This is a genomic window from Paenibacillus mesophilus (assembly GCF_005938385.1).
Lineage (GTDB): Bacteria > Bacillota > Bacilli > Paenibacillales > NBRC-103111 > Paenibacillus_AB > Paenibacillus_AB mesophilus.
In genome coordinates this window covers 22,795-35,962 of sequence record NZ_VCRA01000016.1, presented here as the reverse complement: position 1 = coordinate 35,962, position 13,168 = coordinate 22,795, and the positions used below count along the sequence as shown (strand labels likewise).

Here is a 13,168-nt window from a genome sequence, read left to right as displayed (position 1 = left end):
TTTTTTGTGGGAACATAGCCGCGGGCAAGACTTTAGCAGGAGGCGTTTAGTCATGCATTATATTAAAAATTTGAAAATCAGAACGAAAATTTTCAGCATGCTTGGATTGGCGATCCTTTTCTTATTTGCGATCGGGACCATCGGGACGGTCGCCATGCAATCGATGGGGAACAATGCCCGTGCCATGTATGAGAAGAAGCTGATCCCGAACGGCATGATCGACAAGCTGTTATTCGGCAATTCGCAGATCGACCTTTACCAGACGGAGCTGCTCGTGACGAAGGATGAGAATTTAATCAAGCAGATCCAGAAGCAGATCGCGGATGCAAAGGCGACGAACCAGGCAACGCGCAAAGAGCTGGAGCAGATTGAATTGTCGGAGCGGGCACAAGCGGAGTACAAGAAATTTTTGGATCTGATTCCGAAGAGCAATGAAGCGAGGAAAAAAGTCGATGACCTGGTAGCCGCAAACAACATAGCGGCGGCTTATGAAGCGTACGCCGTTTCGTTCAAGCCGGTACGAGCGGAAATGATCGACGCTCTGGGGCTAGTGGTCAAGTATAACGAGGAAGACGCGAAATCGTTTTATGAAAACAGTATCGCAAGCTTCCGAAACGCCACGACGGTGATCATTCTCATCGCAGTATCGGCTATTGTCGTGTGCTCCGCTGCCGGATATTTGATTACCAGCTTCATCACTCGCCCGGTTCACCACATCCAACAATTGATGGCAAGGGCGCAGGAAGGAGATTTAACGGTAAGAGGCAGCTATCGATCGAAGGATGAGATCGGGCTTCTTACGACGGACTTTAATCAAATGATCGACGGGCTGAGGGAAGTTATTGTGAAGATCAGCCTAGAATCCCAAAGCCTTTCGGCAAGCTCGGAGCAGTTGTTGGCCAGCTCGGAGCAGTCCAATCAAACCATTAACCAAGTCGTATCGGCTATTCAGGCCATAGCAAGCGGTGCGGATGCGCAGCTGCAATCGACCGAAGAGAGTGCCAGAGCGATGGAGGAAATGGCGGAAGGAATCAAACGGATTGCCGACTCCGCAAGCGAGGTTTCGGAAACTTCGGTCGAGGCGTCGAAGCAAGCGAACGACGGAAATATAGCGATTCAAAAAGCGATCGATCAAATGGATTTGATTCGCGCGTCGGTTAGCGACTCCGCTCAAGTGGTCAAACAATTGGGTGCACGCTCCCGCGAAATCGGACAAATCGTCGATGCCATCACGGATATATCGGCGCAAACGAACTTATTGGCGTTGAATGCGGCGATCGAGGCGGCGAGAGCCGGCGAGCACGGACGCGGCTTCGCGGTCGTAGCCGATCAAGTCAGGAAGCTCGCCGAACAGTCCAGGCAATCGGCGGAGCAGATCGTAACGATTATTCGCCAAGTCCAGATCGAAACCGATCACGCGATCGTTACTATGGACAGAGGCGATCAGGAAGTCCGGAACGGTACCGTAGTCATGCACGAGGCGGGGGAGGCTTTCCGCAAAATTTTACACGCCGTGCAGGAGGTAGCCGATCAAATCCAGGAGGTTTCCGCCGCCTCCGAACAAATGTCGGCCAGCACGCAGCAGGTTGCCGCATCGCTGCAAAATATGAAGAGCATCGCGAATGTAGCCTTTTCCAACACGGAGAGTGTAGCGGCATCATCGGAAGAACAATTGGCTACGATGGAGGAAATTTCCTCGGCCGTTGATGCTTTGACCAAAATGTCTCAAGATCTGTTCGATATTACACAACGGTTTAAAAGCTAGGCATCGTTTATATAAGTTGAACTATTTATTGGCAGCCGTTCCATTCCGAAAGGGATTACCTTGCAGCTTCAGACAGGTTGTTTTGAGTTTCTCGGAATTAGGGGGCTCCCCCAAAAGTACTTGGAATATGCAACGAAGGCAAACTTCACTTTTGGGGGACCATGTATTGGCCTTCGGATAGTAGAAACTCAAAGCCAAAACTCGCTTACAAGGTAATTCCCTTTCTCCATTGCACTTGCTTTCTCATGGTAGCTTTAGTTCAACTTAAATAGCATGCCTTACGGCACTACCTGTTCAGCCCCAGCATTGCCTGGGGCTGAACAGGGACCGGGTGTCCGGTCAGAACGACTCGCCGGTCCCGGCAGCCGCTTGCCGGCTCGAAGGGTCGTAATCGGCCACGACCAGCAAATCGATATGCCGGGCGGAACGATGACGTCGTTCGCGCCCTTCACACCGCCTTCGGGCTCGACTCGAACGAGCCTGCTTTCGTAGGAGGCCCGGCAGAGAGGCGCTAAACGAATTTAAGCAGCCGGCCCCCATCCTTCGGGCGGCCGGCTGCTTCCGCAATCGATCCTTACCTCATGACGTTTTTTGCCAGCCTGCTTCTAACTATTTCAACGGTGTAGAAGGGAATTCCGTATTTTTTGGATATCTCGATGCTTGTTACCTGCGGATTTTCCTCTACTTCTTTTTGAATCAAAGCGATGACGTCTTCTTTTTTCATCGGGATTGGCTCCCCTCCTTTGATTTAAATCGTGAGCGGCGTAATCGCGACCCCTACAGGAAAAAATCCAACCGGGATCGGAGCACCGATGACCGAGTTGGTAGCGATATCGATCACCGAGACGTTATTATCGAAGAAATTCGCGACATAAGCCCGGCTCCCGTCGGGCGTAATCGCGATCCCTATAGGGTTATCCCCGACGATAGCTGCAAGAGGAAAGACGCGCAATTGGGTGGACGTATCGAACATGGAGACCCTATCGTCACCGGCATTTGTGACAAGAGCGAATTTCCCATCGGGCGTAATCGCTACCCCTTGAGGATTATCCAGAGTCGAAACTGTGGCGATGACCGTGTTGGAGGCGATATCGATCACCGAGATCGTATCGCTTTCGGCATTTGCGACATAAGCCCGCGCCCCGTTAGACATAATCGCGATTCCTTGAGGACCGTCCCCGACCATAATCGGATCGCCGACGACCGTGTTGGTGGAGGTATCGATCACCGTGACCGAATCGCTATTACGATTAGTCACATAAGCTCGTGCCCCATTCGGCGTAATCGCTATCTCCGAAGGGCCGTCCCCAACCGGAATCGTGGTGATGACCGAGTTGGAGGCTGTATCAATCACCGAGACAATATCATTGCCGACAATGGCAATATAAGCCCGCGACCCGTTAGGCGTAATTGCGACCCCTTGAGGAAGAAATCCGACCGGAATCGCAATGATGGCCGTGTTGGTGGCGGTATCAATGACCGAGACAGTGCCGCTAAGATTATTGGTGACATAAGCCCGCGACCCATCGGGCGTAATTGCTACCTTTGCCGGAATATCCCCAACCGGGACCAAAGCGATGACCGTGTTGTTGGCGGTATTAATGACCGCGACTGTATCATCGGCAGAAACGGCGACATAAGCAAACGGCCCGAAATCGATGGAACTGATCGAACAAATCGGAATAATGCGCGTTCCTAAGGTCCCGACCAGAATCATTTTTCCATCGTCGACTCGGAAAACGCGCCCGAACAGACTATCCTCGCAACAACCCGAGAGCGTGACCGAAATTAACTTCCCTTGAAGCTGCTGCAGCGTCGTCCTCATATCTTGGAAGCAAGGGTCGGGTGATGGTGTTGGTGTTGACGACCCTTCGAACAATAAGAGCGAAACGTCATCCACCAAAACATCGGCGCTGCCAGCCGAAGCCGATTTGAAGACGGTTATTTGCCCTATGGCAGCATTGGCAGGAGCAGACGCAGTAATTTGAATGATTTCGCTCCAATCTTCCTCGTTATTATCGGGAAGACGACCGGCAGGAATGAACGTATTCAAGCCGATTCCTAGGAACGACAAGGCTGCGTTATAATAGAGAACAGAAATACCGACCGGAGGACTTGACGCCGGCCCGAGCCTTGCCAGCGCAACGGTTGCTTCGAAATTTTCGCCGGGGTTAATGGAGAAAGTTTGCGAGACGAAAGCGTCTACTGCCCCGCCCGTCAATCGTGCGCTAAAATTTCCCGAATGGCTGTTGGTAGAATCGATCGTTGCGTTGCTGACGGTCCAGTTGGCAAACGTTCCGGTTTCAAAGCCCGGATTTTGGATTTTATTAATGATACTAATAGCCAAACAGATCTCCTCCTTCCAAGGATAACTAATCCTACTATATGTAAGTTCATTTATTCTGGAAGGGACAAGAGACGAGCTTCAGTAGCACAAAAAGTGCTAGCAAGATAGATTTCCGGCAAAAGCTTTGTCCGAGTACGCTCGCTCACCGGACGGGTAATCGAAGCTTCCCTACATGCCGGCAACGATCCGATTGGCACTTGCTCCGATCAATGTACCGTTGCAAGCCACTAGTCCATCCGTCTCAAGAAAGCGCGAACGGCAAGCTTGAGCAGCGCCGTATGATAGAGAAAGCCGGCTATAAACACGATGGACGAGAGAACGGTCTCGTTCGAGATTCCTAGCATATAGCTCTTGGCGGGCCAGTATGTAGGGATTACGATTCCCAAGTACTGCCACGGCTCCGGGACGAAAGAAACGACAACCGGGCCTGCGAATAGAAGTCCGCACAGCTTGGATAGCGCAAGCCCTTCTACTTTATTGGCGGCGACGGCGGCAAGCAATAAAGCGATCCAAGGCGCCTCCAATGCGAACAGCAGGAGCGCATACCCGCTTTCCGTCCGAAGCTCGGCCATTCCCGACAGCAGGAGAAACAATCCGGTCAAAAGCAATGCCATTAAGCTCGGCAGAAATAGACGATAGCTGTAATATCCTTTTCGCGTAAGCGGAGTTACTCCGTAGTAGGCGACCATATTCTCGTCGCGTTCATCCAGCATCAACAGCCCCGCCATCGTTCCGGGCAGCAGCGGAACCGTAGTCAGCAGGAAGCTGACGGCAAAGCCGGTATAGTCCGTCAAATCAAACGCATACCGCCCCTCCACCCAAGCCGCAAGCGGCGGAAATCCGAATCTCGCGAAGGCGATAACGGCCAACGGGCCAAGCAAGCTGGCCATGAGCATCGGATCTTTCATCATTTGTTTGCCGTCGTTCACGAGCAGAGCCCGGTATTTCATCCTTTCGCCCCTCCTTCGCCTATGCGCAGCAATATTTTCCGTTCAAACGATCGATGCGCCCAGAGATAAAACGACGCGTTTCCAACGATTAATAAGGCCGTTGCGTACAACGTCTCTGCAACCGTGACAGAGCGGTAAGCGGCTTCCAGCAAAACGAGCGAGCCTTCCGTAGGAAAGATGCGGTATAGGACGTCCGGCCCGATGCCGAAGAAGCCAAGCAGCGGAAGGGCAAGCGGCAGTGAATACATCTGGGACAGCAGTATAAATCCGTTAATGCTCTGTGTGCGCGCCACTACTCCGATCGACAAAAAGGTGAACATGCTTGAAGTAAGCAGCACACCTATAGAAAAACGGAAGGGAGCCGCGGGCATTCCCGTCGAGAACATATGAATCGCCCAAGCCGCGAACAACGATATGACCGATATAGAGAACGCCTTCGCCAATAAGTACTCCCGCAGCCGCAGCGGGGTGACGAACAGGCTGTCGTGAACGCCTTGGTCCTTCTCGAGCAGCACGATGCCTCCGGCCAAAATCAATCCTAGCGCGCCAGGGTCCGAGAAGGTCAATAACAGCGCAACCTTCTCCTTATAGCTTTGCGGCAGAAAACGCAGCAGCAGCACATATATGGCACACACGAGCGCATAGACGCCATAAAACCCGTGCTTGATTTGAAACCGGATATCATAAGCAACCGCCGTCATCGTTCTCATAGCAAGCTTCTCCCCGTTGTCCGGATAAAGATTTGCTCCAGCGTTGCCTCTTGGGAATGCATCGTTTCTATCGGATACCGGCCGATCAGCCTCAGAAAACGCTCATTTTCCCCGATACGATCGAGCGGAAACTCCTCCGCCGCTTTTTGCTGTCCATCGCGGTATTCGACCCGAACCCGCTTGCTGCCTTGGCGCAGCTTCAGCTCCCTAGGCGAATCGATCAGCTTGATTTGGCCGTCGACGATGAACGCTACGCGGTCGCAAAGCTCTTCCGCCGCCTGCATGTTATGAGTCGTGAGCAGCACGGTCGTTCCGCTTGCTTTCTTCTTCAGGATCAAATCCTTCATGATCTTGGCGTTGACGGGATCAAGTCCTGACGTAGGTTCGTCGAGAAATAAAATATCCGGGTTATGGAGGATCGCCCTGCAAAAGTTAAGCCGCATTTTCATCCCTTTGGAAAGCTGAGACACTTTTAATCTTGCGGCATCCTGAAGCCCTACTTGGCCGAGCAGCTCCATCGGGTCCTCCGTCCGGACGGAATACAGCGACCGGAACATGTTCAGATTGTCCAGAACGGTAAACTTGTTATAGAAATTGGGGAATTCAAAAGCTACGCCGATGCGCTCATAGTAATCGGGCCCGATCCCGCGTATTTCTTTCCCTAACACCTGCACCCGCCCGTCATACTGCTTCAAAACGCCGATGAGAATTTTTTGCGTCGTGCTTTTCCCGGCTCCGGAAGGGCCGAGAAATCCGAATATTTCACCGCGTCCGATCGCGAAACTAAGACCGCGCAAGGTTTGATCCGCCGCTCCCGGATACGTAAATTGCAGCCGCTCGACCTCGATCATAGGGGATTGCCCTCCTTCGTGACGTTAACGAACAATCCTTCCGCCAGCACATTCACCAGCAAGGCTATCGTATCCGAATAAACGGCTTCGCCGATTTCCTTCTTGTGCAGCGACAACAGCACAAGCGCGCGAAACATGCTGACGATCAGCTCCGGCCGGGTTTCCTTAAGAATGCCTGCCTTCTGCCATTTTCGGACAACGTGCATCATGGCGTCCTGATCCTCCGTGAAATTTCGTTCAAGCAGCTCCTTCGGCAGCTTGCGGACGAGCTGCTCCAGTTCCCCTTCGAAAAACATATTCCGAATCAAGGCATTCTCGGACATAAGACGAAACGATTCCATAATAAACCGCCGGATGCTCTCCTTCGTAACGGCTTGATCCTCGCCGATCGATTGCAGCAGCTTATCCCGAATGACCGCTTCCTCTGTCAGCAGGAGCTCGTAGAACAGTTCCTCCTTCGAGCCGAAGAACATGTAGAAGGAGCCTTGGGCGATCCCCGATGCTTTGGTCAAATCTTCCACACTCGTTTTTCGGAGCCCGAAAGCTTCGAAGCTCCGTTTGCCTTCCTCCAGCAGCTTTTGTCGTATCCATTGCTTTTCCTGCTCGTTAAATTTTTTCGGCATAGGAATCCTCAGCTCTAAATGATCTTGTGAATCATTTTATTTTATATTCACAAAAATACACCTTATTCTCCAAACTGTCAATCATGCAGGAATAAAAACATCGCTTTCAGGCCCAAAATGTAATAGCTGGGAGGCGATGTCCGTGAATGTGAATAAATGGCTGCTAATGTTTGCTTTGACTTGGATGCATCCGGCTTTAGAGGATGTTTTGGCGCATACCGACCCGTTGAAGCCCGCCAGAAAAGTAATGGAGCAAATAGATGCGGCAAGCGGCGGAACTATGCGAGTCGAATGGAACGAAAAGACAAAAACACCCGCTATATGGAGCGGGCAATTGACTAAGCCGTCCAACCATACTCCCGAGTGGATCTCGTTCGAGTTTTTGAAGAAGGTCAAATCGGTTTACGGATTGAAGCGGGTAGACGAGAATATGAAGGTGACCTACGTCGATCGGGACCGCTCCGACAAAACCATCGTTGTCATGCAGCGCCAATTGTACGGAAAGCCGGTGTGCGGGGACGGGCTGATCGTGGAGATGGACAAGTCCGGCGTAATCCGCCGGGTTGAAGGGACGGTTCATGCCGGTCTGGAGCAAAAAAGGTTGAACCGCCCCATGTATCCGGCGGTCTCCGGAGACGAGGCGGCAGCTGTAGCTTCCCGTTACGTTCATGGCTTGTATCGGGCCGAGGAGGCCACTGTACATGCGTGCTATCTCCCGAACCGGGAAGGAGTCCCTCTCATTTACGTCGTCTCCTTCAACCGTACGGCGGATGGCGGACCTGCAAGCTTAATCCGGGTACACTCGCTCACCGGACGGGTAATCGAATAAGCTTGCTTAGTTCCACTCCAGCGACCGCAGCAAACGATGCTTTAACAATTCCAGCAGAAAATCATTGTAATAGTCTTTGCGGACGATGACCCGGTACTTATGACCGGGATACAAGTAGAACAGGACATCCGTGTGTACCTGGTTGTCTTCGAAAAATTGCTGCACGCGCCTCATCGCCGCCGCATACGGCTGATCCTGCACCAGTTCAATCTGAAATTCCGTATCGTCCCCGTTCCCGCTCTCTTGAATGCGGACAATACCCGCATCCCAATCATAGCTCAGCTTCATCGAAGCACCTCCCTAGTTTTCGTTACATCAAGTATCGCAAATAAATATATCCGCTCGAGATGACGATAGACAAAATCATAAGAGGGAAAGCGTACTTCATGAAGGATACGAATCGGATCGGATATCCTTCCTTGCCCGACATGCCGGCAACGATCAGATTGGCGCTTGCTCCGATCAAAGTACCGTTGCCGCCCAAGCACGCCCCGAGCGCCAAGCTCCACCAGAGTGGCTCCAAGTTCGCAACCCCCATATTCCCCATTTCCTGTATCATCGGGATCATCGTCGCGACAAACGGAATATTGTCGAGGAAAGCGGAAGCGATAGCGCTTAGCCATAAAATGAGCATGGAAGTCGCGACCGGCTCGCCTCCGGTCAAGTTGATCGCCTGCTCGGCGAGCTTGGATATGACGCCTGTTTCGACAAGCCCGGACACCAAGACGAACAAGCCGACAAAGAAAAAGATCGTCGTCCATTCCACCTTCGTCAGCGCCGCTTCCATCGCGTGCTCCCCGGTCAACAGCAGCAGCAGGAAAGCTCCGGCCAATGCCACCGTCGCCGACTCCAGATGGAACAACTGATGCAGGAAGAAGCCCAATATCGTAAGCCCCATAATCGTGAGGCTCTTGATTAATAAAGTACGGTCCGTAATAATTTCTTTCTCGTCCATCTGCATGACGCTTTGCTTCAGCTCTTCCGTTGTTTGGATCCGTCCCCGGAACAGCCATACGAAAAGAGGCACATACACCGCCAAGATGATGACCGCGATCGGGCCGAGGTTCGTAATGAACGCCATAAAGGTCAGTTCTTTGACCGCGCTGCCGATCATAATATTCGGCGGATCGCCGATCAACGTAGCGGTTCCCCCTACATTGCAAGCCAATATTTGCGTAATAAGGAACGGGACGGGGTTTACCCGCAGCTGCCGGGTTATGCTGAAAGTGACGGGAACCATGAGCAGCACCGTAGTCACATTATCGAGGAAAGCCGACCCGAACGCCGTGATCAGCGCGAGCGCCAGCATGATCCGCACCGGGTCTCCCTTCGCTTTTTTGGCGGAAAGGATCGCGATGTATTTGAACAGACCGGTTTCCGCCGTAATGCTTACAATAATCATCATGCCGACCAGCAGACCCAGCGTATTGAAGTCGATATGGTGAATCGCCGATTCTTGATCCACGATGCCCAGTATGACCATCAATACGCCGCCGAGCATTGCGAGAATCGTGCGGTGTATTTTCTCCGCGATGATCAAACCGTATGTGACTAGAAAGATGCCGATAGCGAGTATCGCTTGCTGATCCATAATTCCTCCCGTTACTTGACAAGTCGTGTATAGATTGCCCTATTTCCCGAAAACGACAAAAAGAGCCCCCAAGTGGCAGGCTCCTCCTAGTGGTTCCGGTATTGAATTCGGACTTAATTATATAGGCTTACCTCGGACTTGTAAAGACTCTCTTTACATCAAATACCGGGCGGCCAGCTCCGCATAAGCCTCGCAGTGAAACTTTTTCTTTGCTTCCGCGATCTCCTGCGACAATGTCCGGTATACTTTGGCGACCGTCTTGCTCCTGCAGCGGTCCGCCTCTTTGTTTAACGCAAACGATATCATAACCATTTCTTGGCCGTCCAAACCGATGCAGCGTTCCACGGACATTATTTTTTTTGCGAGCCAAGCGTACATCTCCGCTTCGTAATGGTTGTGAATATTCCGGGCCAATAAAATAAGCGATTTGGCAATGACCCGTTTCTGATGATCCGTCAGTTGAATGAAAGACTTGGAGCTTTGCATACCGCATGACACTCCTTTTCCCGATTGGATTCGTTCACGAAGCTCGAGAAAAGGATGCTTTGGGCGGATGACCCGGCGGAGCATTGGACCATTTTTTATACAATTCGATCGATCGGACCCATAACAGAATACGGCACTTCAAACCGGATTGCACATCGTCAATCAGGATCCCGAAGACGGAGGAACTAGAAGCGGGGCCCGATATTTTACTATAATTCGGGCACGACTGCGCACTTTGTAAGACAGCCGGCGGATTTTCCGTGATGGGAGCAGCCGGATTCGAACCGCTCAGCGGCTTGCGCTCCTCGATCTTTCGCGAGGATTGAGCCGGCTGTTCAACGACAGGTGCTGCAGTTTCGGAGCTCGTAATTCCCTGTTTCTGCGGATGGAGAGCTGTAAAGTCATTGATGGTGGGCGTATCCGTTCCCTGCACTTCGACTTCAGGTAGGGTTGAGTCTGGAGTCTCTTCCCTGTCACCGACCGCCGGAGGCGTTATGAGCGTATGCGGTTGAGGCACTTTTTTTTCTAAACGTACGACTTGAGTCGTAACTGTTGATGCAGGTACTGCTGCGGACGGACTCTCGACTACGTCATTCGTCAGCGGTGCTTCCGGATCGCTTGTAGGTGATAGCTCCTCAACTGCACCCGGGGACGAAGACGGGAATTGCGGCTGCAACGAAAAAGGGGTCTCTTTTACCCGCTCCGCATAGGCAGATACATTATGATCCGCAGCCTTCTCGTCCTTTATTGGCTTATCAGGTGTGGGTTGGACGTATGGTTGAATCGATACCGAAGATGGAGCTGTAGGCTCCACCGGCGTTTCGGCGGTCGGCTTTACTGCTTTCCATATACTATTTTCCACTGTATCCGTAACTGGAGCTACTGTTTCAACCAGCGTACTGACGACCGGCTCTACTGTTTTCACTGCCGTATGAACTATTTCTTGAATCGGAGCTGTCACATCTTGCAAAGTATCGGCAACCGGCTCCAACACTTTCACGACAGTCTCGACCGTTTCTTTGAGCGGAGCTACCGCTTCGGGCAGTTTGCTTGTTACAGGCTCCACCACTTTCACGGCCGTCTCGACCGTCTCTTTGAGCGGAGCTACCGCTTCGGGAAGTTTGTTTGTTACCGGCTCTACCACTTTCACGACAGTCTCGACCGTTTCTTTGAGCGGAGCTGCCGCCTCGGGCAGTTTGCTTGTTACCGGCTCTACCACTTTCGCGGCCGTCTCGACCGTTTCTTTGAGCGGAGCTGCCACCTCGGGCAGTTTGCTTGTTACCGGCTCCACCACTTTCACGGCCGTCTCGACCGTTTCTTTGAGCGGAGCTGATACTTCTGTAACGTTGTTCAATATTCCACCCAGCGACATCAAGTACTGAGGCTGCTGCTTAGCTGAACAATCCGATGCGATAAACAATGCAATAATGAATGTGGAAATCGAGGTAACAAATAGCTTCATGATGTTCACCTCCTTCCATAAAATCCTCTTATTACTATGACACCCCAAATATTTAAAAAGTTGCAATGTCCCTCTTATGGGAGTAAATCGGAACATTGTTTTTTATAAATCGGGTCTCCACACCATAAATTCCTTTACAGGAATATTCCCAATATGGTATATTAAGCTCATGAAACCGAGGCATCCAGTATTGCAATACAAATAAATCCATTTACGGAAGGAGAAGAGCGATCCATGAATCAGGAAGTCACCGCCTTTATCGAAAGCATCAATCAACCCTGGCAGGTTGAAGTATGCAATCGTCTTCGTCAGATGGTCCATCAATCCATACCGGACGTAGAAGAACGCGTTCAATACAAGAAGCCGCATTTTCTGAAAAACGGGAAGTACGCCGCGGTAATCTCGCCTGCCAAGGATGCGATCAGCTTTATGATCTTTAACGTCGCCGATCTCGAATTGCCGAAAGGGTTCGAAGGCCCTCCCGAAAGAAAGTGGGTCAAAATTCGCGACGGGCAATCGGCCGATTATGACATGCTGGCCAACATTCTTGTCCAAGCATCCAGCTCTCTTTAAACTTTTGGTTATATTAAGAATTACCCATAATGAGGAGGAATTAATAATGTCCGAATTCGATACAACCAACGGATTGGTAATCACCCGTGTGTTCAACGCTCCCCGCGAGCTCGTATTCAAAGCGTGGACGGAACCGGAACGTCTGGCACAGTGGTGGGGACCGAAAGGCTTTGCATTGGAAATTTCCAAGCTGGATCTCCGTCCGGGCGGCATGTTCCTTGGCAGCCAGCGCTCCCCTGAAGGATTCGTCATGTGGGGCAAATTTGTTTATCAGGAAATTACACCGCCGGAGAAGCTTGTCTTCATCCAATCGTTTTCCGACGAGGAAGGCAACACGGTCCGTGCGCCATTCAGCCCCGTCTGGCCTTTGGAGATCATCAATGAATTAACGTTAACCGAGCACGAAGGCAAAACGACGCTTACCCTCCGAGGCGGCCCAATCAACGCGACGGAAGACGAACTGAAGGCCTTCGAGGGTATGAAGCCTATGGTTCAGCAAGGATTCGTCGGAACGTTCGATCAGCTCGAAGCCTTCTTGGCGCAAAGCTGAAAACAAAAACCATCGCGATTGTCGCGATGGTTTTTGCGTTTGAATATTTTCCGTTTATCTCCGTTTTTTGGGTTCGTTTGCCCAGAAACGGTTTCCGTAGGGGTCGTAAAACATCATCAGTCTATCGCCTACAACGCCAACGGTAATCTCACCAACCGACACGCCGCTGCGTATTAAATCGGATCGCAACTGCTCGATGTTATCTGTAATAAGTTGAATGCTATAATGGGGGTTCTGTTTAATATTCCCTGTATACCACAAACTGTTTTCATCGTCTTCCTCGCCAAAAAGCAAAATCTCTTGTCCGGATGCCAGTTTGAGACTGGCAATTCCCATCTTCCAAACCAGCTCAAATCCTAAAACGTTTACATACCATTCAATGGCCTTTCATATTCATCGGAGTTCCCCGATTTTGTGACCGGAATGCCTAA

At 51.4% G+C, this 13,168-nt stretch carries 15 protein-coding genes; 4 read left to right on the top strand and 11 right to left on the bottom strand.

The annotated features are described in order from the left end of the window. The first annotated feature begins 52 nt into the window (after window positions 1-52). Window positions 53-1,765 carry a methyl-accepting chemotaxis protein gene (locus FE783_RS24585; RefSeq protein ID WP_158302007.1) on the top strand — a complete coding sequence of 571 codons (1,713 nt, stop codon included), beginning with the start codon at window positions 53-55 and terminating at the stop codon, window positions 1,763-1,765. A 574-nt stretch (window positions 1,766-2,339) separates the two neighbouring features. Here the strand turns inward: FE783_RS24585 and FE783_RS37675 are convergent. From FE783_RS37675 to FE783_RS24560, 6 genes are all read right to left on the bottom strand, one after another. Further along, complete coding sequence (locus FE783_RS37675; protein WP_158302006.1) at window positions 2,340-2,489, bottom strand: hypothetical protein; 150 nt, start codon at window positions 2,487-2,489, stop codon at window positions 2,340-2,342. 24 nt (window positions 2,490-2,513) lie between these two features. Further along, window positions 2,514-4,112: an NTTRR-F1 domain gene (locus tag FE783_RS24580; RefSeq protein WP_138882033.1), complete on the bottom strand. Its 1,599-nt coding sequence runs from the start codon at window positions 4,110-4,112 to the stop codon at window positions 2,514-2,516. Between the two features lie 227 nt (window positions 4,113-4,339). Then, entirely contained in the window at window positions 4,340-5,062 is a 723-nt protein-coding gene (locus FE783_RS24575) for a hypothetical protein (protein WP_138882032.1), read from the bottom strand. Continuing rightward, entirely contained in the window at window positions 5,059-5,772 is a 714-nt protein-coding gene (locus FE783_RS24570) for a fluoroquinolone export ABC transporter permease subunit (RefSeq protein ID WP_138882031.1), read from the bottom strand. The genes FE783_RS24575 and FE783_RS24570 overlap by 4 nt, the downstream gene beginning before the upstream one ends. Then, window positions 5,769-6,623, bottom strand: coding sequence for an ABC transporter ATP-binding protein (locus tag FE783_RS24565; protein ID WP_138882030.1), 855 nt, complete (start codon window positions 6,621-6,623; stop codon window positions 5,769-5,771). Before FE783_RS24565 ends, FE783_RS24570 begins: the two co-directional genes overlap by 4 nt. Continuing rightward, on the bottom strand, window positions 6,620-7,246 hold the full coding sequence (locus tag FE783_RS24560; protein WP_138882029.1) for a TetR/AcrR family transcriptional regulator: 627 nt from the start codon (window positions 7,244-7,246) through the stop codon (window positions 6,620-6,622). The genes FE783_RS24565 and FE783_RS24560 overlap by 4 nt, the downstream gene beginning before the upstream one ends. 142 nt (window positions 7,247-7,388) lie before the next feature. On the opposite strand from FE783_RS24560, the gene FE783_RS24555 reads away from it, so the two are divergent. Continuing rightward, the gene (locus FE783_RS24555) at window positions 7,389-8,075 is read left to right on the top strand and encodes a hypothetical protein (protein WP_138882028.1); all 687 of its coding nucleotides are present in this window, start codon (window positions 7,389-7,391) and stop codon (window positions 8,073-8,075) included. A gap of 6 nt (window positions 8,076-8,081) precedes the next feature. Here the strand turns inward: FE783_RS24555 and FE783_RS24550 are convergent, their stop codons facing one another. From FE783_RS24550 to FE783_RS24535, 4 genes are all read right to left on the bottom strand, one after another. Further along, window positions 8,082-8,363, bottom strand: coding sequence for a hypothetical protein (locus tag FE783_RS24550; protein ID WP_138882027.1), 282 nt, complete (start codon window positions 8,361-8,363; stop codon window positions 8,082-8,084). Window positions 8,364-8,385: 22 nt separating this feature from the next. After that, complete coding sequence (locus FE783_RS24545; RefSeq protein ID WP_138882026.1) at window positions 8,386-9,666, bottom strand: ArsB/NhaD family transporter; 1,281 nt, start codon at window positions 9,664-9,666, stop codon at window positions 8,386-8,388. A gap of 153 nt (window positions 9,667-9,819) precedes the next feature. Continuing rightward, entirely contained in the window at window positions 9,820-10,152 is a 333-nt protein-coding gene (locus FE783_RS24540; RefSeq protein ID WP_138882025.1) for a hypothetical protein, read from the bottom strand. Between the two features lie 34 nt (window positions 10,153-10,186). Then, window positions 10,187-11,614, bottom strand: a complete 1,428-nt coding sequence (locus FE783_RS24535) for a hypothetical protein (RefSeq protein ID WP_138882024.1) — start codon at window positions 11,612-11,614, stop codon at window positions 10,187-10,189. Window positions 11,615-11,848: 234 nt separating this feature from the next. Here FE783_RS24535 and FE783_RS24530 point away from each other — a divergent pair, with 234 nt between their 5' ends. Together FE783_RS24530 and FE783_RS24525 are read left to right on the top strand one after the other, a co-directional pair. Beyond that, window positions 11,849-12,187: a DUF1801 domain-containing protein gene (locus tag FE783_RS24530; RefSeq protein WP_138882023.1), complete on the top strand. Its 339-nt coding sequence runs from the start codon at window positions 11,849-11,851 to the stop codon at window positions 12,185-12,187. A gap of 46 nt (window positions 12,188-12,233) precedes the next feature. Then, the gene (locus FE783_RS24525) at window positions 12,234-12,737 is read left to right on the top strand and encodes an SRPBCC family protein (protein ID WP_138882022.1); all 504 of its coding nucleotides are present in this window, start codon (window positions 12,234-12,236) and stop codon (window positions 12,735-12,737) included. A gap of 54 nt (window positions 12,738-12,791) precedes the next feature. Here the strand turns inward: FE783_RS24525 and FE783_RS24520 are convergent, their stop codons facing one another. Then, the gene (locus FE783_RS24520) at window positions 12,792-13,118 is read right to left on the bottom strand and encodes a VOC family protein (protein ID WP_138882021.1); all 327 of its coding nucleotides are present in this window, start codon (window positions 13,116-13,118) and stop codon (window positions 12,792-12,794) included. Window positions 13,119-13,168 lie beyond the last annotated feature (50 nt).

Coding starts and splice junctions, on each gene's coding strand:
- FE783_RS24585 (WP_158302007.1), top strand. CDS start 53: ATGCATTATATTAAAAATTTGAAAATCAGAACGAAAATTTTCAGCATG.
- FE783_RS37675 (WP_158302006.1), bottom strand. CDS start 2,489: ATGAAAAAAGAAGACGTCATCGCTTTGATTCAAAAAGAAGTAGAGGAA.
- FE783_RS24575 (WP_138882032.1), bottom strand. CDS start 5,062: ATGAAATACCGGGCTCTGCTCGTGAACGACGGCAAACAAATGATGAAA.
- FE783_RS24570 (WP_138882031.1), bottom strand. CDS start 5,772: ATGAGAACGATGACGGCGGTTGCTTATGATATCCGGTTTCAAATCAAG.
- FE783_RS24565 (WP_138882030.1), bottom strand. CDS start 6,623: ATGATCGAGGTCGAGCGGCTGCAATTTACGTATCCGGGAGCGGCGGAT.
- FE783_RS24560 (WP_138882029.1), bottom strand. CDS start 7,246: ATGCCGAAAAAATTTAACGAGCAGGAAAAGCAATGGATACGACAAAAG.
- FE783_RS24550 (WP_138882027.1), bottom strand. CDS start 8,363: ATGAAGCTGAGCTATGATTGGGATGCGGGTATTGTCCGCATTCAAGAG.
- FE783_RS24545 (WP_138882026.1), bottom strand. CDS start 9,666: ATGGATCAGCAAGCGATACTCGCTATCGGCATCTTTCTAGTCACATAC.
- FE783_RS24540 (WP_138882025.1), bottom strand. CDS start 10,152: ATGCAAAGCTCCAAGTCTTTCATTCAACTGACGGATCATCAGAAACGG.
- FE783_RS24535 (WP_138882024.1), bottom strand. CDS start 11,614: ATGAAGCTATTTGTTACCTCGATTTCCACATTCATTATTGCATTGTTT.
- FE783_RS24530 (WP_138882023.1), top strand. CDS start 11,849: ATGAATCAGGAAGTCACCGCCTTTATCGAAAGCATCAATCAACCCTGG.
- FE783_RS24525 (WP_138882022.1), top strand. CDS start 12,234: ATGTCCGAATTCGATACAACCAACGGATTGGTAATCACCCGTGTGTTC.